Source organism: Alkalinema pantanalense CENA528 (genome assembly GCF_050753345.1).
Classification (GTDB): Bacteria; Cyanobacteriota; Cyanobacteriia; order Leptolyngbyales; family Leptolyngbyaceae; genus Alkalinema; species Alkalinema pantanalense.
Genome location: NZ_JBLZFX010000011.1, coordinates 56,191 through 76,910, shown reverse-complemented (window position 1 = coordinate 76,910; position 20,720 = coordinate 56,191). Strand labels below are relative to the sequence as shown.

Annotated in this window: 25 protein-coding genes and 1 pseudogene; 12 read left to right on the top strand and 14 right to left on the bottom strand. The window is 49.4% G+C overall.

The window, feature by feature from the left end:
• Nucleotides 1-120: 120 nt before the first annotated feature.
• From ACN4EG_RS06000 to ACN4EG_RS05980, 5 genes are all read left to right on the top strand, one after another.
• Nucleotides 121-480, top strand: a complete 360-nt coding sequence (locus ACN4EG_RS06000; protein ID WP_431628370.1) for a hypothetical protein — start codon at nucleotides 121-123, stop codon at nucleotides 478-480.
• A gap of 8 nt (nucleotides 481-488) precedes the next feature.
• On the top strand, nucleotides 489-1,088 hold the full coding sequence (locus tag ACN4EG_RS05995; RefSeq protein ID WP_431628368.1) for a DUF1802 family protein: 600 nt from the start codon (nucleotides 489-491) through the stop codon (nucleotides 1,086-1,088).
• A gap of 507 nt (nucleotides 1,089-1,595) precedes the next feature.
• Complete coding sequence (aroF, locus tag ACN4EG_RS05990; protein ID WP_431628367.1) at nucleotides 1,596-2,495, top strand: 3-deoxy-7-phosphoheptulonate synthase; 900 nt, start codon at nucleotides 1,596-1,598, stop codon at nucleotides 2,493-2,495.
• 201 nt (nucleotides 2,496-2,696) lie between these two features.
• The gene (locus ACN4EG_RS05985; RefSeq protein ID WP_431628366.1) at nucleotides 2,697-3,296 is read left to right on the top strand and encodes a Uma2 family endonuclease; all 600 of its coding nucleotides are present in this window, start codon (nucleotides 2,697-2,699) and stop codon (nucleotides 3,294-3,296) included.
• Nucleotides 3,293-4,672 (top strand): CBS domain-containing protein, encoded by a 1,380-nt coding sequence (locus ACN4EG_RS05980; RefSeq protein WP_431628365.1) that lies wholly within the window; start codon nucleotides 3,293-3,295, stop codon nucleotides 4,670-4,672. The genes ACN4EG_RS05985 and ACN4EG_RS05980 overlap by 4 nt, the downstream gene beginning before the upstream one ends.
• 88 nt (nucleotides 4,673-4,760) lie before the next feature.
• On the opposite strand, the gene aspS is transcribed toward ACN4EG_RS05980, so the two are convergent.
• The gene (gene aspS / locus ACN4EG_RS05975; protein WP_431628364.1) at nucleotides 4,761-6,557 is read right to left on the bottom strand and encodes an aspartate--tRNA ligase; all 1,797 of its coding nucleotides are present in this window, start codon (nucleotides 6,555-6,557) and stop codon (nucleotides 4,761-4,763) included.
• Nucleotides 6,558-6,599: 42 nt separating this feature from the next.
• Nucleotides 6,600-6,725 (bottom strand): hypothetical protein, encoded by a 126-nt coding sequence (locus ACN4EG_RS05970; RefSeq protein WP_431628363.1) that lies wholly within the window; start codon nucleotides 6,723-6,725, stop codon nucleotides 6,600-6,602.
• Between the two features lie 86 nt (nucleotides 6,726-6,811).
• Between ACN4EG_RS05970 and ACN4EG_RS05965 the strand changes: the two genes are divergently transcribed.
• From ACN4EG_RS05965 to ACN4EG_RS05945, 5 genes and pseudogenes are all read left to right on the top strand, one after another.
• Nucleotides 6,812-8,113 (top strand): dicarboxylate/amino acid:cation symporter, encoded by a 1,302-nt coding sequence (locus ACN4EG_RS05965; RefSeq protein ID WP_431628361.1) that lies wholly within the window; start codon nucleotides 6,812-6,814, stop codon nucleotides 8,111-8,113.
• Between the two features lie 93 nt (nucleotides 8,114-8,206).
• Nucleotides 8,207-9,034, top strand: coding sequence for a 1,4-dihydroxy-2-naphthoyl-CoA synthase (gene menB / locus ACN4EG_RS05960; protein ID WP_431628360.1), 828 nt, complete (start codon nucleotides 8,207-8,209; stop codon nucleotides 9,032-9,034).
• A 14-nt stretch (nucleotides 9,035-9,048) separates the two neighbouring features.
• Nucleotides 9,049-9,264, top strand: a complete 216-nt coding sequence (locus tag ACN4EG_RS05955) for a type II toxin-antitoxin system HicA family toxin (protein ID WP_431628359.1) — start codon at nucleotides 9,049-9,051, stop codon at nucleotides 9,262-9,264.
• Nucleotides 9,261-9,506: a type II toxin-antitoxin system HicB family antitoxin gene (locus ACN4EG_RS05950; RefSeq protein ID WP_431628357.1), complete on the top strand. Its 246-nt coding sequence runs from the start codon at nucleotides 9,261-9,263 to the stop codon at nucleotides 9,504-9,506. Before ACN4EG_RS05955 ends, ACN4EG_RS05950 begins: the two co-directional genes overlap by 4 nt.
• A 352-nt stretch (nucleotides 9,507-9,858) precedes the next feature.
• Nucleotides 9,859-10,970 (top strand): annotated as a pseudogene (locus tag ACN4EG_RS05945) (ISAzo13 family transposase).
• Here ACN4EG_RS05945 and ACN4EG_RS05940 read toward each other — a convergent pair.
• The 10 genes from ACN4EG_RS05940 to ACN4EG_RS05895 form a co-directional block, all read right to left on the bottom strand.
• The gene (locus ACN4EG_RS05940; RefSeq protein WP_431628356.1) at nucleotides 10,952-11,125 is read right to left on the bottom strand and encodes a hypothetical protein; all 174 of its coding nucleotides are present in this window, start codon (nucleotides 11,123-11,125) and stop codon (nucleotides 10,952-10,954) included. The pseudogene ACN4EG_RS05945 and the gene ACN4EG_RS05940 sit on opposite strands and share 19 nt — an antisense overlap.
• Before the next feature lie 247 nt (nucleotides 11,126-11,372).
• Complete coding sequence (locus ACN4EG_RS05935) at nucleotides 11,373-11,753, bottom strand: clan AA aspartic protease (RefSeq protein ID WP_431628355.1); 381 nt, start codon at nucleotides 11,751-11,753, stop codon at nucleotides 11,373-11,375.
• Complete coding sequence (locus ACN4EG_RS05930; RefSeq protein ID WP_431628354.1) at nucleotides 11,750-12,049, bottom strand: hypothetical protein; 300 nt, start codon at nucleotides 12,047-12,049, stop codon at nucleotides 11,750-11,752. The genes ACN4EG_RS05935 and ACN4EG_RS05930 overlap by 4 nt, the downstream gene beginning before the upstream one ends.
• A gap of 222 nt (nucleotides 12,050-12,271) precedes the next feature.
• On the bottom strand, nucleotides 12,272-12,547 hold the full coding sequence (locus ACN4EG_RS05925; protein WP_431628353.1) for a hypothetical protein: 276 nt from the start codon (nucleotides 12,545-12,547) through the stop codon (nucleotides 12,272-12,274).
• Nucleotides 12,548-12,935: 388 nt separating this feature from the next.
• Entirely contained in the window at nucleotides 12,936-13,319 is a 384-nt protein-coding gene (locus ACN4EG_RS05920) for a toxin-antitoxin system TumE family protein (RefSeq protein WP_431628352.1), read from the bottom strand.
• Nucleotides 13,320-13,324: 5 nt separating this feature from the next.
• The gene (locus ACN4EG_RS05915; RefSeq protein WP_431628351.1) at nucleotides 13,325-13,600 is read right to left on the bottom strand and encodes a hypothetical protein; all 276 of its coding nucleotides are present in this window, start codon (nucleotides 13,598-13,600) and stop codon (nucleotides 13,325-13,327) included.
• Nucleotides 13,597-13,773: a hypothetical protein gene (locus tag ACN4EG_RS05910; RefSeq protein WP_431628350.1), complete on the bottom strand. Its 177-nt coding sequence runs from the start codon at nucleotides 13,771-13,773 to the stop codon at nucleotides 13,597-13,599. Before ACN4EG_RS05910 ends, ACN4EG_RS05915 begins: the two co-directional genes overlap by 4 nt.
• Nucleotides 13,774-13,851: 78 nt before the next feature.
• Nucleotides 13,852-13,989 carry a ribbon-helix-helix domain-containing protein gene (locus ACN4EG_RS05905; RefSeq protein ID WP_431628349.1) on the bottom strand — a complete coding sequence of 46 codons (138 nt, stop codon included), beginning with the start codon at nucleotides 13,987-13,989 and terminating at the stop codon, nucleotides 13,852-13,854.
• A gap of 372 nt (nucleotides 13,990-14,361) precedes the next feature.
• Complete coding sequence (locus tag ACN4EG_RS05900; RefSeq protein WP_431628347.1) at nucleotides 14,362-14,733, bottom strand: clan AA aspartic protease; 372 nt, start codon at nucleotides 14,731-14,733, stop codon at nucleotides 14,362-14,364.
• Complete coding sequence (locus ACN4EG_RS05895; RefSeq protein ID WP_431628346.1) at nucleotides 14,730-15,005, bottom strand: hypothetical protein; 276 nt, start codon at nucleotides 15,003-15,005, stop codon at nucleotides 14,730-14,732. The genes ACN4EG_RS05900 and ACN4EG_RS05895 overlap by 4 nt, the downstream gene beginning before the upstream one ends.
• Nucleotides 15,006-15,636: 631 nt before the next feature.
• Here ACN4EG_RS05895 and ACN4EG_RS05890 point away from each other — a divergent pair.
• The gene (locus tag ACN4EG_RS05890) at nucleotides 15,637-16,452 is read left to right on the top strand and encodes a DUF3800 domain-containing protein (RefSeq protein ID WP_431628345.1); all 816 of its coding nucleotides are present in this window, start codon (nucleotides 15,637-15,639) and stop codon (nucleotides 16,450-16,452) included.
• 519 nt (nucleotides 16,453-16,971) lie between these two features.
• Here the strand turns inward: ACN4EG_RS05890 and ACN4EG_RS05885 are convergent.
• A complete protein-coding gene (locus ACN4EG_RS05885) occupies nucleotides 16,972-17,190 on the bottom strand; it encodes a hypothetical protein (RefSeq protein WP_431628344.1) in 219 nt (72 codons plus the stop codon).
• A gap of 546 nt (nucleotides 17,191-17,736) precedes the next feature.
• Nucleotides 17,737-19,947, bottom strand: a complete 2,211-nt coding sequence (ligA, locus tag ACN4EG_RS05880) for an NAD-dependent DNA ligase LigA (protein WP_431628343.1) — start codon at nucleotides 19,945-19,947, stop codon at nucleotides 17,737-17,739.
• Between the two features lie 475 nt (nucleotides 19,948-20,422).
• Between ligA and ACN4EG_RS05875 the strand changes: the two genes are divergently transcribed.
• Nucleotides 20,423-20,644, top strand: coding sequence for a hypothetical protein (locus ACN4EG_RS05875; RefSeq protein WP_431628342.1), 222 nt, complete (start codon nucleotides 20,423-20,425; stop codon nucleotides 20,642-20,644).
• Nucleotides 20,645-20,720: the final 76 nt, after the last annotated feature.

Here is a 20,720-nt window from a genome sequence, read left to right as displayed (position 1 = left end):
CAAAATTTTCTAAGTCAAGTCGCCCGATCGATGCTTCGATCGTTTACTCCATGGTAGATAAACTAGAGTGACTGCGCATCGGGCAAGTCTTGAAAAAACTTGAAGATTTGAGATCCTTCTATGAATCGATTTTCCTTTGATAATGTCCAGCGCCGAGATTTGATCACAGCGCTCTCCCTCTGGGTCGTAGCGGAACTGGTGGGATTGCTGATTTTTCCGGCCCTCGGCGTGATTAATCCAGGCCCAAAGCTGAAAACTTGGTTTACCCTCAGTATTCCTTTGGGATTAGCTGGCTCGTTGATTATTGCCATGAGTTCCCGCTGGATGGCGCTCAACAATGAACAAGCACCTGGTAGTGCAAAAACTTTGATGGGATGGTTAGGACAAGCGAGCGGTTGGCTTGGCCTGATGGGCGTCCTCTACCCGATGATCATGGCTTGTATAGAGTTTTTTACCAACTTAAAACTGAATCAATCCTAGGAATGTCCATGGGAAATCAGCAAGACACAGCCCTCAAAGAATGGTCAGTGGCAATCTCAGCTTTGGAGGCTGGGGAAACCATCGTGCTGTTACGGAAAGGAGGCATTCGAGAAGTGGGGGGACGATTTACCGTTGCCTGCGATCGGGTGCTCCTGTATCCCACCCATGAGCATCAACGAACCGAATTGCTCAAGCCCCCCTACCGTGGCAAAGTGGAACTCGTTGCTTCCGGATGGCACCCAGCCGTGATCCCCATCAGTTCCTGGGCTCACATTACCGATGTCATTGAAGTGACGGAACAAGCTGCGTTAGATGCCTTGCTCCCGCTACATATTTGGAATGATTTATTTGCGGTGGAACGATTTCGCTGGAAGCCGCGATCGCCACTCTACGTGCTGCTATTACGGGTGTTTCGCTTAAATGAACCTGTGATGATTCCCTACCAGGACACCTATGGCGGCTGTCGATCGTGGATTGAGTTAGAGCAGTCGATCGATCTGACCGGGTCTAAGCCCGTGCTGACCGATCGGGACTACGCCGCCCAAGTGCAAGAAGTCTATCATCGAGTCGGTCAACAAGCCCTAGACGGTCAAAATCTGGATCGATAAACTCTAGGGCATCAAAAGTAACGCTTGACGAATCCGGAATTTCTTTGTTAAGGTCTGAAGTAGTCAACATACAGTAATCACCCAGTCAGCAAAATGGTTATGTTCACTCAAAGCTTTTACTTTTGGTATAACCCGGTTCGCCAGTCTTAGCAGATTTGCATTAAGAGACTGAGTGAACCGTAGGTGCTGGCATCTACGGTTTTTTAATTCCCTAAAATTGTTGATTCTCTTTTGTTCTGATTCTCTTTTGTTCTAGAAGTTCTCACGGTGGATTTTCGCAAATGCTAACTCTGCAATCTTGGTTTTATGGCTTTTACTTTTTCTGGTGCGCGAGGCGTTCCGGTTAAGCCATCTTGCCAAGATGAGACTTCTAACCAACCCCGGAACGCCCACCTGAAAGGCTTCCGGGGTTTTTAAATATCTATTTTTTCGATTGCTAATTCCGCCCGCTGACCGATTAACCTGTCTCAGTAATTCATTCAAGTAACCCATTCAAGGAGTCATCCCATGAAAGACGCAAAACTAGTTTCTAAACTGGCCGCTGACCATAAATCCATTGTGCAACTCAATGATCGTGTAACCATTGGCGATCGTAATATCGTGATCATTGGCGGGCCTTGTACCGTGGAAAGCCATGAACAAATGGAAGCCGTTGCAGCCCAGTTACAATCATCCATTCAAGCCCTACGAGGGGGAGTCTACAAGCCACGGACTTCCCCTTACGCATTTCAGGGGATGGGGGGCAATGGATTAGAGATTTTATCTAACGTAAGCCAACGCTATGACTTACCGATCGTGACAGAAGTGATGGCGATTCACCAAATTGAGGAGATCGCAGCCCAAGCCCACATGCTACAAGTCGGTAGTCGCAATATGCAGAACTTCGATTTGTTGAAGGCTTTGGGCGAAGTGGATAAGCCTGTGTTGTTGAAACGGGGACTAGCCGCAACGATCGAAGAATTCGTGATGGCTGCGGAGTACATTGTGAGCCATGGCAATCCTAATGTAGTCTTGTGCGAGCGGGGCATTCGCAGTTTCGATAACTACACGCGGAATGTGCTCGACTTGGGAGCCGTGGCTGCCCTACGCCAAATTACCCACCTTCCGATTATTGTTGATCCGAGCCATGCTGCCGGAAAGTCGGAGTTGATTGCAGACCTCTCCCGCGCGGCGATCGCCTGTGGAGCAGATGGGTTAATTATCGAATGCCATCCCGAACCCGAGAAGTCAGTTTCCGATGCTCGTCAAGCTCTATCGCTATCTGAAATGGCAGCTTTAGTAACCAGCTTGAAGCCGATCGCCCAAGCGGTCGGACGGGATCTATGCAACCCTGTCGCCTCCGCTCATTCCACCCGGTCACACCCATCTGTGGAAAAATCAGCGGAAAAACAATTGGTCGCGGCCTAATATCCTACAAATCTAGAAATTTCCCCAAACAATCAAGAAATTACGAGAATCAGGAGGATTATGTTTCTCCTGATTCTCGATCGTGTAGCCTAGATACAGATAACATCAGCTACTGGCAAGGAAGAGAGCCATGCATTCTTAGTATTTCACTTGACATTTTTTAAAGGATGCAAGTTTTATTGATTGTATTTTTCATCAGCCATGAACATTACGGCAGACAGACCTATCCCAAGAGTTTTAGATCGGCTTGTTACTTTGCAGGGAACATGGGAGCATTTCAGCCTGATTCAGCAGGGCTGCGAACAGTCTCCTGGTGCTCGGCTAACTTACTTTGACGGAACGATCGAAATTCTTATGCCCGGTCAACTGCATGAAACGTTCTCTCAAGTCATCACATGGCTGTTGACCTACTATCTAGCGGTAAAACAGGTGCGTTTCTTCCCCACCGGCACGATGACGCAAGAGAAAGAAGGAACTGTATCGGCTCAAGCGGATGGTTCCTACTGCTTTGAAAACCTCAAACCGATTCCTGACCTGGCCATAGAAGTTGTCTTTACCAGCGGCAATGTCACCAAGCTCACTCGATACCAAGCGCTAGGTGTTACCGAGGTTTGGTTCTGGGAGGACGGAGTTTTGGGACTGTATCGACTGCGTGATGCAGGATACGAGCGAGTCGATCGTAGTGAGCTACCAGGGCTTGCAGATTTGGATCTCGATCTTCTGAATCGCTGCGTCCTGATGGCAGAAACAGATCCATCTAACGCTTTAAGAACATTCGCAACCGAAGTTGGCAGTCTATGACAGCGTTTGATGACTCCCTCTCCCCACCCCTCGACGAAGCGATCGATCATCACCCTCTGATGGTTTCGCCTCAGACATCGCTGTCTGAAGTGGTGATTTTAATGAATCAAACACGGGGTCGAAAACTGCTAGAAGCGATTAGTAATCGCACAAGTAAATTGTCGGGAGCGCGATCAAGTTGCGTTTTGGTCATGCAGGATCAGCAACTCCTAGGCATTCTGACGGAGCGGGATATCGTTAAACTCACAGCGAAGGGACTGGATTTTGAGCAAACCATGGCCGAAGAGGTCATGATTCATCCGGTGATCACCCTGTCTGAAGCCGCTTTTCAGGATGTTTTTTCAGCGCTGTTTTTATTTCGGCGTTATCGCATTCGTCATTTGGTGATTACGAGCACTGAGGCACAGACCGATCGCACGACAGTCGTGGGGGTGGTGTCTTCGGAGAGTATTCGCCAAGTGCTGCGGCCCACCCACTTGCTGAAGCTGCGGCGGGTAGTAGATGTGATGACGACGGATGTGGTTCATGCACCACCAGAAACTTCGGTTGTGGAACTGGCTCGACAAATGGCGGATCATCGCGTCAGTTGCGTCGTGATTACGGAAACGGAGAACTGGCAGGACAAGCTGAAGGTCATTCGCCCGATCGGGATTGTCACAGAACGGGATATTGTGCAGTTTCAAGCCTTTGGGCAGTCGTTAGCAACGGTTCCCGCATCGAGAATTATGAGTAGTCCGCTGTTCCTGCTCAACCCCGATGACTCCCTGTGGACGGCGCACCAGGAAATGCAACGGAGACGGGTACGACGATTAGTGGTGTCCTGGGATTGGGGTGCCAAATTAGGCATTGTCACCCAAACCAGTTTGTTAAAAATTTTCGACCCCGTTGAGATTTACGGTGTGGTTGAAACCCTTCAGCAAACGGCGATCGAACTGAAACTGGAAAAATCCCGCCAGCCCCAGCCTATTTCGTCTGCCCTTGCTTCAGCGTCAGACCAAGAGACGCCTGCCGATTTAGCAATCCCGTCCAGTGACACTCCATCTTCGGGCTTGGCTGCTGCTTCAGATGTGACTGAACCTCCGAACTTGGGATCTCCCGATTTGCCCCTGTCGCAAATGGAGTCGGGCGCTTTTTTGTCCAGTGCTTTGGCGGCGGCGGACTGTCATCCGGTTCCTTTTCGACCGATCGAAGAACCCAACTTAAATGCATTACTCCTCGATTTACAAACACAACTGGAGGATTTGCATCAACAGGTCGATCTACCAACAGAAGAACGCCAGCGTCGCCTAGCGGTTACGATCGCAGAGGTCTACCGTATCCGTAGTTTTCTGAATCACACCCATGCTGACTCAACTGCACGATCGATAAATTCTTAGCCAATTGGAACTTGTGCTGGAACTCGGTCTTTAGATTAAATGGGCGACCAATTTGTCCATCGGTCGCCCGTTGATTGACCCAACCTTCCTAGTCTTGCTTCAGCTTAGGCCGATAGGTAGACACGACTTGTAACTCCTTGAGCTGCTTGTCTTCCACCTGCGAGGGAGCATTGGTGAGCAAGCAACGCGCCTGCTGCGTCTTCGGGAAGGCGATCGCATCCCGAATCGATTCCTCACCGGCCAACAGCATTGCCAAGCGATCGATCCCGTAGGCAATCCCACCGTGGGGCGGCGTGCCGTATTCAAAGGCTTCCAACAAGAAGCCAAACTTGCTCTGGGCTTCCTCGTCACTGAGGCCGATCGTCTCAAACACCTTAGCTTGCAGATCGGGCTGATAGATCCGCAGACTGCCGCCGCCGATTTCATAGCCGTTCAACACAATATCGTAGGCTTGGGCGCGGGCCGTGGCCAGATCCTCGCGATCCTCCGGGAACGGGGAAGTAAACGGGTGGTGCAGCGCTTCCAACCGCTTTTCATCGGCATTCCACTCAAACATCGGGAAATCAGTCACCCAGAGCAGATTCCACAGACTCTCGTCGATCAGATTTAACTCCCGACCCACCACTTGCCGCAGCCGATCGAGGGTTTTGTTGACCGTTGCCGTATCCCCCGCCCCAAACAGCAACAGATGTCCCGCCTGGGCTCCGGTGCGCTTGAGCAGTTCGTCCTTTTGTTCTGGGGTTAGGTTGTCCTTAATGGCTCCGATCGTGTCGATTTCACCATTTTCCCGCACGCGGATATAGGCCAGTCCCTTCGCGCCTGCAACGGTCGCTTCGTTGAACAGATCTCCACCGGGCTTGATCCGCACGTTGGAAATCGCATCGTTGCCACCCGGAATCGGCAGGATCTTAATAATGCCGCCCTTGGCCACCGCATCGGAAAAGACCTTAAAGCCAGAGTTCTTCAGAATGTCTGACACGTCCACCAGTTCTAGGCCAAAGCGAGTATCGGGCTTATCGGAACCATACTTATCCATCGCCTCTTTGTAGGTCAAGCGCGGGAAGGGTCGGGGAATTTCGATGCCCTTCACTGCCTTGAAGATGTAGCAGACCAGCCGCTCATTCAGATCCAGAATTTCCTCCTGGCCCATGAAGCTCATTTCCATGTCGAGCTGGGTAAATTCCGGCTGCCGATCGGCCCGTAGATCCTCATCCCGGAAACAGCGCGCCACCTGGTAATAGCGATCGAGTCCCGACACCATTAATAACTGCTTAAACAACTGGGGCGACTGGGGCAGGGCGAACCATTCACCGGGGTTAACCCGCGACGGCAGAATGTAGTCCCGTGCACCTTCCGGCGTAGATTTGGTCAGGATGGGAGTTTCGACTTCGGTAAATTGCTCTTCATCTTCCAAAAACCGCCGCGCCGACTTAATCACCTGGTGGCGCAGTTGCAAGTTCTTGCTCATGCGCTCCCGCCGCAGATCGAGATAGCGGTACTTGAGGCGCAGTTCTTCTTTTACCGTTTCCGTTTCCGCACTGGACACCTGGAAGGGCAACTGCTTGCGCACCGCACTGAGAATTTCAATCTCATCGGCGTAAATTTCGATTTCCCCCGTGGGGATCTTGGTATTGAGAGATTCCTCAGGCCGTTTGCTGACCCGACCCGTCACTTTGATCACGTACTCGTTGCGAATATCCCCCGCGATCGGATGGGATTGGGGCGTGCGATCGGGATCGCTGACCACTTGCACGGTTCCGGTCTTATCCCGCAGGTCGAGAAAAATCACAAAGCCATGATCACGGCGACGATCGACCCAGCCGAACAGGGTGACAGTTTCTCCGATATTGGCTGCTCGAACTTGACCGCAATAGTGACTACGCATGGCTCCTAATCGTTACTTCTAACTAAATTGAAAACCTTTCCATTATGCCAGCATTTGCCCCATTACACCGGACTGCAATAAAAAGCAGCCCAGCCTACTCTGGCGCGATCGGGATAAGGCGAGTTGCGCTTTCTCACGTTCCCGTAACATTCCCTGGAAACCTGTCATGCTCCTCAGTTGTAACGATTAAGATTGCGGGGACGCAGTCAGATGTTTCGCTGATATCCACCGATCGAGTCGTTATCACGCCCCCTATGGAAACACCACAGAAATCCTTCAACTGGAAAGCCATTCCCCTCTATGTGCAAATCGCGATCGCCATTGTCCTAGCGATCGTCGTCGGAATTTTATTGGGGGCGGGCCATGCCAGCGAAGCCGTCCAAGGCTGGGCCAACCACCTCGCAGTGCCCTGTACGCTGATCCTCAAAGCCCTGCGCACCCTAGCGACCCCGCTGATTTTGCTAGCCGTTCTCCATACCTTTCTCACCGCTGACATTCCCGGTCGATCGGGGCGCAAGTTGGCCATTTTGCTGATTACCAATACCACCGTCGCGATCGTGATTGGGCTCCTGGTTGCCAACGTGCTGCAACCCGGTCGCTTTGGCAAACTCACTGCCCCCACCGAAGCGATGCATGGCAAAAGTTTGGATCCCTGGGGACTGTTGCAGGAGATGGTGCCGGAGTCGGTGGTCAAGCCCTTGGTGGATAACAACGTTTTGCAGTTGATTTTCCTGGCCTTGGCCTTTGGCATTGTGCTACGGGGCATCAAAGCCCACCAAATCGCCGACGGAAAACGGGATTACGTAGCCGTGGAACAGGGCATTGCCGTGATGTTTGAAGCGGTAATTCGCATTTTGCATTGGGTGATTGCGCTGGTTCCGATCGCGGTGTTTGGGATCGTAGCCAAAACGATCGCGATTCAGGGGTTTGAACCCTTTAAAGCTTTAGGTATTTTTGTGCTGACAGTGATTCTGGCCTTATTACTCCAGGGTATTTATTATCTCACCCGCGTCAAGTTAGGCTCTTGGGTCAGTCCTCAGCGCTTTTTGCAAGGCGGAGCAGATCCCCTAATTACCGCTTTCTCCACAGCGTCTTCCACGGTGACGATGCCCATTACCTTTGAAGCCTTGATTGCCAAGGTGGGGCTGCGGGAGTCGTCTGCTTCCATGGGGGCACTGGTCGGTAGTAACTTCAACAACGATGGCACCGCCCTCTACGAAGCCATGGCCGCGCTCTTCATCGCCCAGGTTTTGGGGTTGAACCTCAGCCTCCCGCAACAGTTAGTCGTAATTTTGACGTCGATCGTTGCTTCCGTCGGAGCCGCAGGCATTCCGGAAGCCGGATTGGTTACCATGACCCTGGTGTTTAGTTCCGTTGGCTTGCCCACGCAGTACATTGCCCTACTGATTACGGTGGATTGGTTCCTCGATCGCTGTCGCACTGCCATTAATGTCATGGGCGATATGACCGTCAGTTGCCTGCTGGATGGCCCCCAACCCCACCAACCGGACGCAGAACCGTTTCTTCTCGATCCCGCAGAAACCCTGGCGGATTAGTCGTCAGCGTCCGAAGTGAGTCGATCGCCCCCCGAAACCCTATAGAATATGGGGTCGGTATCCTAACGTCGGCAAAAGGGGCGAGGCAAGATTATGGAATGGCATTCGGTGAAGGACTATGAAGACATTCAATATTTCAAAGCCGATGGCATTGCCAAAATTGTCATTAACCGTCCCCATAAGCGTAACGCCTTCCGTCCCAAAACCGTTGTCGAACTCTACGAAGCGTTTGCTAACGCCCGCGAAGATAGTCGCATTGGCGTAATTTTGTTCATGGGCGCTGGGCCTCACAGCGATGGCAAATATGCCTTCTGCGCAGGGGGCGATCAAAGTGTGCGGGGCGAAGGCGGCTACATTGACGAGGAAGGCGTACCGCGTTTGAATGTGCTGGATTTGCAGCGGCTGATTCGCTCCATGCCCAAGGTGGTAATTGCGCTAGTGGCAGGCTATGCGATCGGGGGTGGCCATGTGTTGCACATGCTCTGTGACCTGACGATCGCGGCGGAGAATGCGGTATTTGGGCAAACGGGGCCGAAGGTGGGTAGCTTTGACGGTGGCTTTGGCGCAAGCTATATGGCGCGGATCGTGGGGCAAAAGAAAGCACGGGAAATTTGGTACCTCTGCCGCCAATACAACGCGCAACAGGCTTTGGATATGGGCTTGGTCAATACAGTGGTACCCGTGGAGCAGTTGGAAGCGGAGGGCATCCAATGGGCCCAGGAAATTCTGGAGAAAAGCCCGATCGCGATCCGGTGTTTGAAAGCGGCCATGAATGCCGATTGTGATGGGCAGGCAGGTCTGCAAGAGTTAGCGGGCAATGCCACAATGCTGTACTACATGACCGAAGAAGGCGCGGAAGGAAAGAAAGCCTTCTTAGAAAAACGCAAGCCCGATTTTCGGCAATATCCTTGGCTGCCCTAAGGAGAGAGGAGCCAATGCCTAGGAAAATCAGAGAGTTAAAAAGTCTATTATTGAAAGCAGGGTTTACCTACAAACCAGCGAAGGGTAGTCATACCAAATGGTTCCATCCTAAACTGTCCCAGTCCATCATTATCGCTGGGAAAGATGGTAATGATGCCAAGCCTTACCTTGAAAAACAAGTGGATGAAGCGCTAGAACAACTCAAGAACCTGGAGGATTTTGAAGAATGAAATACACAATTGTCATCCAGTGGTCTGAGGAAGATAACTGTTTCGTAGTTTTTCTGCCCGAGTTTCAGGATGTTATGCAACCTGTTACCCACGGGGACACCTACGAAGAAGCTCTACAAAACGCCCGTGAGGTTCTGGAATTGCTAACTGAATCAACCCTGGAAGAAGGCAAGCCTTTGCCAAACCCACAGTTATTGGGTCAATTCTTACCATCAGAGTGTGTGGATAAACAAACAGCTTAATAACTGGTTAAATTTGATAGCCTTCTTGGGAAGGGTTGCTAGCAGTTTATTGGGGGGCAAGGTTGAAGCCTTTTTCGAGGCGTTTTGCTTGGCAATCTATGCGATCGGTATCTCCATGCGTAGCATTTTGAGAGAATCGGCAACTGATGTAGATAAGATCGATGTTTTAGGAGATTTCTAACAAAGAAACTACCCAGGGTAAAATGCTTTCAGTTGTTCCAACAAGCAAGGAAGCAGAGACTTGAAAAACGCTCCTCAATCTGAAAATCCCCTTAGTTCATCGCAAATTGCAGACCTTTGTTTGGCTGCATCCAAATTGCGTGGAGTCGAACGGCGCAGTTTTCAAGCCGAGATGACATTGAAATATTGCAAGGGCAGTGCTCGATTGGCAGAGCGAGTGTTCGGATGGGGACGAGAGAGCGTCGAAGTAGGACTGGCAGAGAAGCGAACTGGAATCGTGTGTATTGGGGCACAAGCAGGGTATGGGGGTACGAAACGCTGGGAAGAGCGGCAGCCAGAAGCCGCCGCTGCGCTACGAGAGCTAGCCGAGGCTCATGCTCAACAAGACCCCACGTTTGAAAGTGCGATTGCCTATACCCGCTTAACCGCTCAGGAAGCGATTGTGCAATTGCAGCAGCAAGGATTTGCTCCAGCGCAATTGCCTGCCCCCAGCACAATGGCTGTGATTCTCAATCGGATGGGCTATCGATTGCAAGCTGTCGTCAAAGCCAAACCCCAAAAAAACTTCCCGAAACGGATGCGATTTTTGCCAACATCAAAGCCAAAGACCGCAAGAGCGACGATGGTAGCGTCAAACGAGTGAGCATCGATTGCAAAGCTACCGTCAACATCGGTGACTATTCGCGTGGCGGTCAAACCAGAGGCGACAACCAGGCGAGTGACCATGATTTAGGTTGCCAAGAAAAGTACATTCCTTGTGGCATTGTCGATGAGGACAGTGGACAATTGTCTATCTACTTTGGGAGTTCCTCTAAAACCAGTGACTTTATCGTCGATACGCTCCAAGCTTGGTGGGCAGGCTTGAGTTTGACCCAACAAACCCAAACCACCCTGCTCCAACTCAAGGTCGATAATGGACCGGAAAGCAGCGGCGTTCGTACTCAATTTCTTAAGCGGATGGTGCAGTTTTGTGACCAAATTGGCAAGCCGATTCAACTGCTTTACTATCCGCCTTATCACAGCAAATACAATCCAATTGAGCGATGCTGGGGGATATTGGAACAACACTGGAATGGCACTCAACTCAAAGATCTCAACACCATGCTGCAATGGGCACGAACGATGACTTGGAAGGGAATTCATCCCATCGTTGTGTTTAACCCAAATACTTATGTTAAAGGAATCTCACTCTCAAAATCAGCGATGCGTGAAATTGAAACTCGTTTGCAGCGCAATCCAGATTTACCCAAATGGGACATCCTGATTCAACCTGCTGCTGGGTAGATTTGTTCCTGGAAATCTCCTAAGATACCTGCAAATTTTGCAAGGGGATGATTTCTGCGTATCGCTTTGGCTCGATGTAAAAAATCCAGCACTGCTTGTACTAAATCATCGGGAGCCTGTTCGAGTTCTTGAATCAATTGCTCGCGGTTTGTCATGGGCTGGGTCCCTAGCAACGTGAAATCTCTAGTCTCAGTATACTCACACACTAAATCTGCTGATTTCTTCCCCAGGATGGACGGGTGGCTTCAGCACGACTAGCACATCAATATCTGACCCAGAATATCTGACCCAGATTCAGCGTTGCCTTGAGATTGGGAGCCGAAGCGCGTGAGATGCAGGAATCGATCGCCCTTACGAGTCCGTTGGCCTGGGGCTTGTTAGACCTTGCCTCACGAGTAGCTTCTAAATTACGATCGGCAACTCTGCAATCCTCACCAATCCGCCTTGAACCGCATCAACTTGCAATCGATAACCCCTCAACATACTCATCCCGATTAACGGCTCTGTCTCTGCTGCATTAATCTCGATTTCTCGATACTGCCCACCCCAAATCACCATTGCATCGTAAATATCAAACAAGACTTCGCTACCATCGCCCAAGGTTGCTCGATCGCGGTAACTCCAAGACAAATCAAGCTCTGTGACAATCACAATTGGGAGACTCAAGAATCCCGTGAATCCAGTATCAATCACAGCATCAATGGATTTTAGTTTGTCGCCATTCCTCACCACCAGGGAAAGCATCGCCTCGTAGTTTTGATTGACGGAACCCTGCATCATCATAGAATGTCTTTCAAGCTTCGTGCACCAAAACGATGAACGGCGCGATAGCCAATCCGAATGACCCAAGGTTGAGCATCAGGCACTCGCTCATAAAGTCGTCGAGTTGCGGTCATCGTATCATCAGCAAGCTCAAAGGCTCCAGTTTCAATATCGATCGCCACAATCTTGCCATGATTGCCTTCCTCGACCTGCGATCTAACTTGAGATTCATAAATCTCATCGCCACGTCGAGCAAATTCCTCTTTGCTGTAGCGGGGGCGGCGTTGGTGAAACCTCCCCTCTGGAGAAACTGCCATAAACTTGACCTTGTATCGACTGTGCTCCTTTATTTTAAACCCGAACTAAAATTGGCGGGATTATCAATCTGAAAATCCTGGGTATTCAGACCAAAATCAGTACATTCCGATTTCTGACATTTGCTTCATTTCGCTGGCGCTATTTCCAGTAGGGATGCTTTTTCGACTGCATTCCCTGGATTAAAAGGGTTGCTTCCCAATGCAAATTCACAACCCCGCACATCATGGTTTTTTCTTCAGGCTCCGTGCGCCAAAATGATCAACGGCGCGATGTCCGATCCGGATGACCCAAGGTTGGGCATCAGGATGCCGCTCGAATAGGCGATTGGTGGCAGGGACAACATCCTGATCGACTTCAAACTCTCCGGTTTCAATGTCGATAGCCACAATTTTGCCCTCGTTTCCGGCTTCGACCTGCTGCCGAATGCTAGATTCGTAAAGTTCTTGCCCTCGTTGAGCCAACTTTTCCTTGCCATAACGCCTCTGACGAACTGCCATAATCTAACCTCGCGTTACTGCACTCAATTATAGCGTGAGGTCATGTTGCCCTATTTGCTGACTCTGACTAAGCTGTAGTCATCAGAGCGAATTGTGGAGTCCTCAAATTGGTCATTGTCATCTGTGAATCTAAAAGCTTCATTGCCTACATGAGCGATCGATCCCACATATTCCACTAACGACTGTGTTACTGGAAACAGTAGCGGAAACCGTGTATGCCCATTGGCAACTTGTTGAGAATGGTGACAAGTAAGCTTCATGCGATTTCGACAGGGCTGAGCTGGAAAGGATATGACCTGATCCGCCTGGTGCGAACCTGCGAGGGTTGGGAGGGAAGGGTTAAATACCCTTCTTGACCCGGTTATACGGCTTGCCAGGAGAGCTTTGCTTAGCTCAATTCAGATTCCATAAAACCTATGAATTCTAGAATATTTCGGGATAGTCCAGCTTCAACGTTTGATTCTGAGCCGATGTGAACATGGTGGGGGAAATTGGGCAAATCTGGAAAATGTTTGACGCTATCCCAGCGTTTTCTGAGGACTTGTTTAGAGGCATCCATCCATTGATACCGATAGTCTAATGTGATCAGTTGGCTGTCTTGAAGCGTAAAGGATTCAGCAACCTCAAGGAAGTCAGAATTGGTGAGGGTAAGTCGAGCGCGGAAGTAGCCACGATTCAGAAGGATGCGCTCATCCACAATCTCGATCGCGCTAGTGATTGGGCTGTCAGCCAGTTTTGCATTGACAGCAGTAATGTATTGCTCTAAATCCATCGACTTTAAGAGGCTTTAATCTGGGCAGCAGTCAGCATTTCGTAGTAGGTATTCCACTCAAAAAAATCGATGTCATCTCCCAGTTCTCCCGCCTGGAAACGCTGATGGAAATGCTCTGATGGCATCTGATATTTGTCTTCATATTCTTTCAGCCGATGTTTTAAGTCTTCAACCTGCGTTGAAGTAGTAGATTTGTGGATTTCACGTTCCAGCCATTGTCGCTCTTCATCCGACAGCGATCGAATAATTTGGGCTAAGGATTCTACTAGTTTTTGATTCATGAGATACCTCCGGCTTTATCAGCAAAATGCTCTAATAGTTCCCGATGCAGAAACCGATAGCGATCGAAAGCACGAAAAAACCGATCGCCTGCTTCAAGGCTGCTTTCAGTAAAGTAGTCTGCAATCTCTTTGAGATCTCGGCTGGCAAGAATGTTGATGACGTAGCGACTCATACCTATGCCTGATTTGCTTGCTGGAACCGTTCTAACATCTGATTAACGAAGGTTTTACCGTCAGCGGACTTCCTCTACTCATTCGGTATCGGCACGATCGGATTCGTCCAGTAATCGCAGCGCCATTTCAAGCATTTCTTCGACAGAGCGGTACTTACCAGACTGGAGTTTCGTCTGAATCAGGCGTTCTTGATCAGGGGTAAGACTGATGCTCATAGGAATTGTTTGGTTGAAGCTACTGATTATTTTAAGCTCAAAACTTATCCAATGTCTTTCCGAAGTCTAAGCTGGTCTGCTGACCATGGCTGTACCTGTTCATCCTCATCATTTGTGGCGCGATCTATATAATTTTTTGGTGAGAGGAGATCAATAATTTGGGTTAGATCGTCATTTTGATGGGTGGCGCGATCGAAACCAAATATTCCACTAACATTGCCCATTAGCAATTAACGACTACGATCGCTCTCAACGACCACCCTCTCTGCTTCCGTCTCACCCGATGCTGGCAGTCTCTTGAATTCAACCGACCAGTGTTATCCAGTCCGCCTCAGGGACTATGTTAGACCTTGCACAAGCCAGAATTTCATGCTAGCGGATTGCTTCGATTGCGACAATACCGCCCTCAACTGCTTCTATCTGCAACTTAAATCCATACAACAGCCCCATCCCAACCAGAGGCATCGCTTCCGAAGCAACTACATCAATAATCTGAACCGCTCCATCCCAAATCACATGCCCCGTGTAGACCTCGAAAATGACCTCACTCCCGTCCCCTAGGGTACCAACATCACTAAAATGCCAAGGTAATCCGAGTGATTCAATGACCGATCGTGGCAGTGCCAAAAAGCTGGTAAAACCTGTGTCAATCAGCGCATCAACTGTGACTTTAGGAGTTTCAGCCCCACCGATCGTAACTTTGATGATCGCCTCACAACTATCGCTCACCACACCGAACATCATACCGACGGCCTTAAACTCTGGCTGCCGATGCGAAACACTGCCCGATGTCCAATCCGAATGACCCAGGGCTGTGCATCAGGGTGACGGTCGTACAGACGATCGACGGCGACGCGCGGCGCGTCAGCAACTTCAAAGGCTCCAGTTTCAATGTCGATCGCGACAATCCTGCCGTGATTGCCCTCCTCGACTTGAGCGCGCACCTGCGACTCATAAATCTCATTGCCACGACGGGCGAACTCTTCTTTGGGATAACGGGGTTGTCGAATTGCCATAGGCTTAACCCTTAAACATCATGCCTACCATCATAACCCGCCCGATTATACTGATCCCAACGTAGACGATTGCAACAATCACAAAAATCCTGAAATAGCAGTAGAAAATTCCAACACTAAAAATGAAGTTGGGCTAATGAGGAAGATTTTCTGAAGATTTAACTCGGAACGACTGTCCACGGAGAAATTGGAAAGATCGATCGAACTTTGCATCAAACAAATGAGACAGAAAGAACTACGATAGCTCTCAACGACCACCATCTCTGCTTCCGTAGACAGTTTTTTGGGAAAATGAGCCGATCGCTTATCCTTCTAGTCATCCTCTTTGCTTGTTCAATTCCATTAACGTTACTTGATTTTTAGCCATGCAAATATTTGCTCAGCGGTGAGTGCTAATTTGATGTCTTTTGGGATTGATAGTGGGTGACTTCCACGAAAAACGTTGGGTTCTTCGTGGGGGAATAAAAGTAAGAATAGAATAGTCATCTGGATCAATCAGCCACCCTAATTGGCACCCGTGTTTGAGACAATGTAAAAGGTTATCAATGTTGAGGACGAGGTGATCGCGGAGTTAGAAGCTGTGATTGCAGGTTAGTGTAAAATAGTTCAAACATATTCCGTTTCTCCTTGCATGTCAGAAGAAATTCAATTTCGTCATTACTTTGTCGATGAGGCAGGTGATCTCTCATTCTTTGATAAAAAGGGTCGCATCATCGTAGGGCAACCCGGAGCATCCAAATTTTTCATGATGGGTGTTGCTCAAATTGCCGATCCAGAGCAAGTTGCTTGGGAACTAGAAGCGCTTCGCTCGAGCCTGATGACTCACCCGCGCTACAAAGGCATCCCTTCAATGCAACCGGAAGCCAAAAAGACAGCCGTTGCCTTTCATGCAAAAGATGACTATGCGGAGGTTCGAGAAAAGGTTTTTGAACTCATTCAATCCTTTGACATTAAAGTTTTTGTAGCAATTCGCAGCAAGGCTGAAATCGCTGAAGCAGCAAAAGTAGATTACAAGAGCCTGGGTAAGAAGCTTCAACAAAATGCAATCTATGACGACCTGATTAAACGCCTGTTTAAAAACTTGCTTCATAAAGCAGATATTATTCAGATCGCCATTGCTAGACGTGGCAAGGAAGCCCGTGAGGAAGCTTTAGAGCAAGCTATTAATCAAGCCCAAAAGAATTTTGAGACTCAGTGGAAAATTAGTTCAAACAGTTCAGTCCTTATAAAGCCTGCCTATCCGTCTGAAGTTGCAGGCTTACAGATTATTGACTATTACTTGTGGGCAATTCAACGGCTCTACGAACGGGAAGAATCTCAATTTTTCCAGTCACTTGCCAAAAAATATAGATTGATTATGGATTTGGATGACAGGCGCAACAAACCTTACGGAGAGTGGTATAGCGATAGAAACCCATTAACTCTTGAAAAACTTAAGAGGAGCTAGGTCTAAGTAGGGTTGCTACTTGGACACACGGCATGAAGCCGACGTTTGCTCCTCCATCTATACTATACACTATGTCAATCAACTTTAAAAAAAAATATTTTAGCAGTTTCAAGCATCTTTGCGGGAAAAACTGACTATCAAAGCTTTTAGAAGAAAGTGATCATCAACAGATGGTCTTGAATATCTCCTATAGTACTTTTTTCATTTCTTTATCTTGAACACTCCACAACCGTACTCTAAGCAATTTCCTAATCAGGGATTTGCTGCCTAACGCAAAGTTCACCTGCTGCGAACTAATTTTGCTGAAAATAGCATTGCCAGTCAGGTGCGACGATCGGTTAGTTTCAGCCAATGATGAAGTTTTTCTAGATTTTTGCCCGAAAACGACGCCTCCCAGAACAACCTGAAAAGCCGATCGCGATTGCATCACACTAATGAGGGAGAAAAGTTGGCTTTAGCGGAGGTGCCCACAGTCTACCCAACAGGCAAACCTGCGGAACACCTACGACACTTCAACCGTTAACGCTGACGCTCGCGACTGAGGATGCTGATGTATTGGCCGTCCGAATGGACGATCTTCATCGGTTCACTCCAATGAATCCGATCGGCGATCCGATGGACATGCAATTGATTAATCGTGTCCTGAATGAATTCTGGATGACCGATTAAGTGGATCTGTAAGCGTTGACGCTCATGTTGAACCGAGCGATCGCCACGATCGCTAGAATCTTTCGCCATAATTGAGCTTCTCCTGTAGTGAACCTAAGAAGCCCAAAAATTTAGAGCCACCCCGTTTGACATCACAAACAAGAGTGGCTCGATCGAATGTTAAAATTCTCAACAAGCCGCCTTGCTGGTCACACAGCGAGGGGGAATAGCTACTTGGGGTTGTTCGCGCAATCCCGAGTAGTGCCCTAAATTCCTGGGAACCCAGCGTCCCCGTGCTTCATGCCAACCCATTTCATCAAAGAAGGATGCCCACGGAGCCGCTATGAAAAACAAGCCTACGAAGAACTAAAGCTCCTGTCAATCCGTATTTCAAAAATTCGCCAAGTATCATTTATTACCTCCTTCCACCTCCCTAGGCAAAACTGATAATTTCACCTTCTTCATTTCAAAGCCCCCCCTTTTAAGGGAGAAATTGAGTCAAATTTTCTGAAATTTCACCGTCTCCCTTCAAAGTCCCCCTTTTTAAGGGGGATTTAGAGGGATCGATGGGGGATTTAGGGGGATCGATCGACCAGACAATCGTTCTAGCAATCTCAAATCATTACCCATCCAACCCTAAGCCAGCAACTCCAGCAATTCAGCTTCCGATAACGTAGCAACCCCCAACGATCGCGCCTTCTCCAGCTTCGATCCCGCATCCTCACCCACCACTAAATAATCCGTCTTCTTGCTAACGGAATCCGTTACCTTACCACCCGCTTTCCGAATTAAATCCTTCGCTTCATCCCGTTTCAACGTTGGCAGCGTTCCCGTTACCACAAACGTTTTCCCAGTGATTGCCGTTTGCATGATCGCCCCTTGTGCCTTCCCTTCACCCACTAGTTGCAAACCCTGACTCCGCAACTGTTCCACCAACTGTTGATTACTGGGAATTTGAAACCACTGATACACCGATCGAGCAATCTCATCCCCAATGCCATACACCGCAGCCATCTGTTCTGGCAGTGCAGCCGCCAACGCATCCACCGTCGTAAACTGCTCCGACAACGTTTGCGCATTCACACTCCCCACCAAGCGAATCCCCAACCCATACAGCACCCGCGCCCAAGGCTGCCCCTTAGACCCCGCGATCGCCGTCACCACCTTTTCCGCCGACTTCTGCCCCATGCGATCGAGGCCCATCAACTGCTCCACCGTTAGGTCATACAGATCCGCCACGGAATGCACCAAACCCGCCTCCAACAACTGTGCCACCAACTTTTCCCCCACGCTGTTGATGTCCATCGCCCCCCGACTCACCCAGTGAATTAGCGAGCCTCGCACGATCGCCGGACAGGAAGAATTCACACAGCGTGTCACCGCCTCGCCCTCAGGCCGCACCAGCGCAGAATTACATTCCGGGCAATGGGTCGGCATTTGGAACTTCTGCGCATCGGCAGGCCGTAACTCCGGCAACACCCGCAACACTTCCGGAATAATCTCCCCTGCCTTACGAATCACCACCGTATCGCCCTCATGCAAATCCAACTCCGCAAGGCGATCGGCATTATGCAACGTCGCCCGAGAAACCGTCGTCCCCGCCAGCAGCACAGGACGCAACTCTGCCACAGGCGTAATCGCCCCTGTGCGCCCCACCTGCACCGTTACCTTCTCCAGTACTGTTGGCGCTTCCTCAGCGGGATACTTGTAAGCGATCGCCCAGCGGGGAAACTTTTGTGTAAACCCTAAACGATCTTGTAAATCAATTTCGTTAATCTTAATCACAACGCCATCGGTCATATAAGACAAATTGCGCCGTTCCTCATTCCAGCGATCGCAGTAGGCTTTAACGGCGTCTAAATCCGCACAATGTTGATGGTTCGGATCAACCCGAAAACCCATCTTTTGTAAAATTTCCAGCGATTCCCATTGGGTTTTCGGCTGAGGAAATCGTGGGGATTGGGACGGGGCAGATGGGGATGGAGCAGTAACGGGCGCGCTGGTGGCGGATTCCACAGGCAACCCCAAGCCAGATAACAAATCGAGTTGGACGGCCTGATCGGGATTGGAAACATCACTCCCCGCGTCATCGATCGTACTTACAGACATATCACTCGCAGCATTGTCGATCGCATCATCCAACAAGCGATCATCTACGATGTGTAACGTGTAAGCAAAGAAATCTAGCTTACGTTGAGCCACCACTTTTGGATCTAACTGTCGTAGCGTTCCCGCCGTTGCATTGCGCGGGTTCTTAAATAAATCCTCCCCCGCTTTTTCCCGTTCCTGGTTAATTGCTTCAAACACCCGATCGGATAAAAAGGCTTCCCCCCGTACCTCCACCCAGCGAGGCGGATTGTCTAGATTCAATCGCAGCGGAATCGATCGAATCGTTTTCACATTTTGCGTAATCTCTTCCCCAGTGATGCCATCCCCCCGCGTGGCTCCCCGCACCAGAACCCCATCCTGGTAAGTTAGGGCCATGGCATTCCCATCAATTTTTAACTCACAGACATAGGAATACTTTTGTGGTTCTTCAACCCGTTGCCAGCGCTGTTCCCATTCGTCTAAATCTGCATCGCTAAAAGCATTATCTAAACTGTAAAGTTCAACATAATGCTTGACTGACTGAAATTGACTAGCTGGCTTTTCCCCAACCCGCTGTGTCGGGCTATCCGGCGTCACTAGTTCCGGATGGCTTTGTTCCAGTTCAACCAGTTCCCGATATAACCGATCGTACACCGCATCTTCCATCGTCGGTGCATCCAAAACATAGTACTCATAGCTCGCCCGTTGCAATAGTTTGCGAAGCTCATGAACACGCTGTTGATCTGCTTGAGAAGCCATATCGATCGCTTGAGTCCTAGAACAGTGGAGTGGTCAATAAACGTCAATAAACAACGTCAATAAACACAGTGGTCAGTGTAGCGAATTTTGCCCCAATCCGAATCGTCAGGCATCACAAACCTTGCAAAGACGTGATTCGTCGCTATGACAGGAGGGGATGCGGGGAAACACCATGGGGACTCTAACAAAATTGTATCTAAATATTAAAAAACAGCTTGGATCCAGAAAACCATGGCAAGGAGACTAAAAGCCCTGGATCCAAGCTGCTAAAGATGTAAGGGACAGTCCAATGACAGAACTGAAAGTAGTATAGTACAAAAGAACCATTTAGAAAAGCCTGAATTCCAGCTTTGACTGCGATCGGTTAGCAGTCCTGGGGTAGGATGACTGGCAGGGACGGCTAGGAGTCAGTTAGTCAGCAGGAAAACGCCCCCACAATCAAGTGATCCATCTATTCACGGGTGTAAACATCGCTATGAACTTACGGTTTGCCATTGCCTGTTTTTTAGTCGTATTCGGCATGGTGGAAGGGTTTCAGTGGTTGAAACACCTCACGATCCCCTTTCCAATTTTTATTCTGGGTGGGATTGTGTTGGCCGTTATTTCCAATTACGACAAGTTGCCGATGGATTGGTTGCAGATTTTGCGACAACCGCGATCGGCGGACTCTACCCAACCCAAGGACTCTGAATCTTGAAGTTGGGACGGTTCCCTGAACGCAATTCAGGCAAGAAGCCTGTGCGGGAAAGGTAAGCCCGTCAGGTAAAATCGTG

What these genes read in the sequence shown, in the direction of transcription:
- ACN4EG_RS06000 (WP_431628370.1), top strand. Translation starts at nt 121, where the DNA reads ATGAATCGATTTTCCTTTGATAATGTCCAGCGCCGAGATTTGATCACA.
- ACN4EG_RS05995 (WP_431628368.1), top strand. Translation starts at nt 489, where the DNA reads ATGGGAAATCAGCAAGACACAGCCCTCAAAGAATGGTCAGTGGCAATC.
- aroF (WP_431628367.1), top strand. Translation starts at nt 1,596, where the DNA reads ATGAAAGACGCAAAACTAGTTTCTAAACTGGCCGCTGACCATAAATCC.
- ACN4EG_RS05985 (WP_431628366.1), top strand. Translation starts at nt 2,697, where the DNA reads ATGAACATTACGGCAGACAGACCTATCCCAAGAGTTTTAGATCGGCTT.
- ACN4EG_RS05980 (WP_431628365.1), top strand. Translation starts at nt 3,293, where the DNA reads ATGACAGCGTTTGATGACTCCCTCTCCCCACCCCTCGACGAAGCGATC.
- aspS (WP_431628364.1), bottom strand. Translation starts at nt 6,557, where the DNA reads ATGCGTAGTCACTATTGCGGTCAAGTTCGAGCAGCCAATATCGGAGAA.
- ACN4EG_RS05970 (WP_431628363.1), bottom strand. Translation starts at nt 6,725, where the DNA reads ATGACAGGTTTCCAGGGAATGTTACGGGAACGTGAGAAAGCGCAACTC.
- ACN4EG_RS05965 (WP_431628361.1), top strand. Translation starts at nt 6,812, where the DNA reads ATGGAAACACCACAGAAATCCTTCAACTGGAAAGCCATTCCCCTCTAT.
- menB (WP_431628360.1), top strand. Translation starts at nt 8,207, where the DNA reads ATGGAATGGCATTCGGTGAAGGACTATGAAGACATTCAATATTTCAAA.
- ACN4EG_RS05955 (WP_431628359.1), top strand. Translation starts at nt 9,049, where the DNA reads ATGCCTAGGAAAATCAGAGAGTTAAAAAGTCTATTATTGAAAGCAGGG.
- ACN4EG_RS05950 (WP_431628357.1), top strand. Translation starts at nt 9,261, where the DNA reads ATGAAATACACAATTGTCATCCAGTGGTCTGAGGAAGATAACTGTTTC.
- ACN4EG_RS05940 (WP_431628356.1), bottom strand. Translation starts at nt 11,125, where the DNA reads ATGACAAACCGCGAGCAATTGATTCAAGAACTCGAACAGGCTCCCGAT.
- ACN4EG_RS05935 (WP_431628355.1), bottom strand. Translation starts at nt 11,753, where the DNA reads ATGATGATGCAGGGTTCCGTCAATCAAAACTACGAGGCGATGCTTTCC.
- ACN4EG_RS05930 (WP_431628354.1), bottom strand. Translation starts at nt 12,049, where the DNA reads ATGGCAGTTTCTCCAGAGGGGAGGTTTCACCAACGCCGCCCCCGCTAC.
- ACN4EG_RS05925 (WP_431628353.1), bottom strand. Translation starts at nt 12,547, where the DNA reads ATGGCAGTTCGTCAGAGGCGTTATGGCAAGGAAAAGTTGGCTCAACGA.
- ACN4EG_RS05920 (WP_431628352.1), bottom strand. Translation starts at nt 13,319, where the DNA reads ATGGATTTAGAGCAATACATTACTGCTGTCAATGCAAAACTGGCTGAC.
- ACN4EG_RS05915 (WP_431628351.1), bottom strand. Translation starts at nt 13,600, where the DNA reads ATGAATCAAAAACTAGTAGAATCCTTAGCCCAAATTATTCGATCGCTG.
- ACN4EG_RS05910 (WP_431628350.1), bottom strand. Translation starts at nt 13,773, where the DNA reads ATGAGTCGCTACGTCATCAACATTCTTGCCAGCCGAGATCTCAAAGAG.
- ACN4EG_RS05905 (WP_431628349.1), bottom strand. Translation starts at nt 13,989, where the DNA reads ATGAGCATCAGTCTTACCCCTGATCAAGAACGCCTGATTCAGACGAAA.
- ACN4EG_RS05900 (WP_431628347.1), bottom strand. Translation starts at nt 14,733, where the DNA reads ATGATGTTCGGTGTGGTGAGCGATAGTTGTGAGGCGATCATCAAAGTT.
- ACN4EG_RS05895 (WP_431628346.1), bottom strand. Translation starts at nt 15,005, where the DNA reads ATGGCAATTCGACAACCCCGTTATCCCAAAGAAGAGTTCGCCCGTCGT.
- ACN4EG_RS05890 (WP_431628345.1), top strand. Translation starts at nt 15,637, where the DNA reads ATGTCAGAAGAAATTCAATTTCGTCATTACTTTGTCGATGAGGCAGGT.
- ACN4EG_RS05885 (WP_431628344.1), bottom strand. Translation starts at nt 17,190, where the DNA reads ATGGCGAAAGATTCTAGCGATCGTGGCGATCGCTCGGTTCAACATGAG.
- ligA (WP_431628343.1), bottom strand. Translation starts at nt 19,947, where the DNA reads ATGGCTTCTCAAGCAGATCAACAGCGTGTTCATGAGCTTCGCAAACTA.
- ACN4EG_RS05875 (WP_431628342.1), top strand. Translation starts at nt 20,423, where the DNA reads ATGAACTTACGGTTTGCCATTGCCTGTTTTTTAGTCGTATTCGGCATG.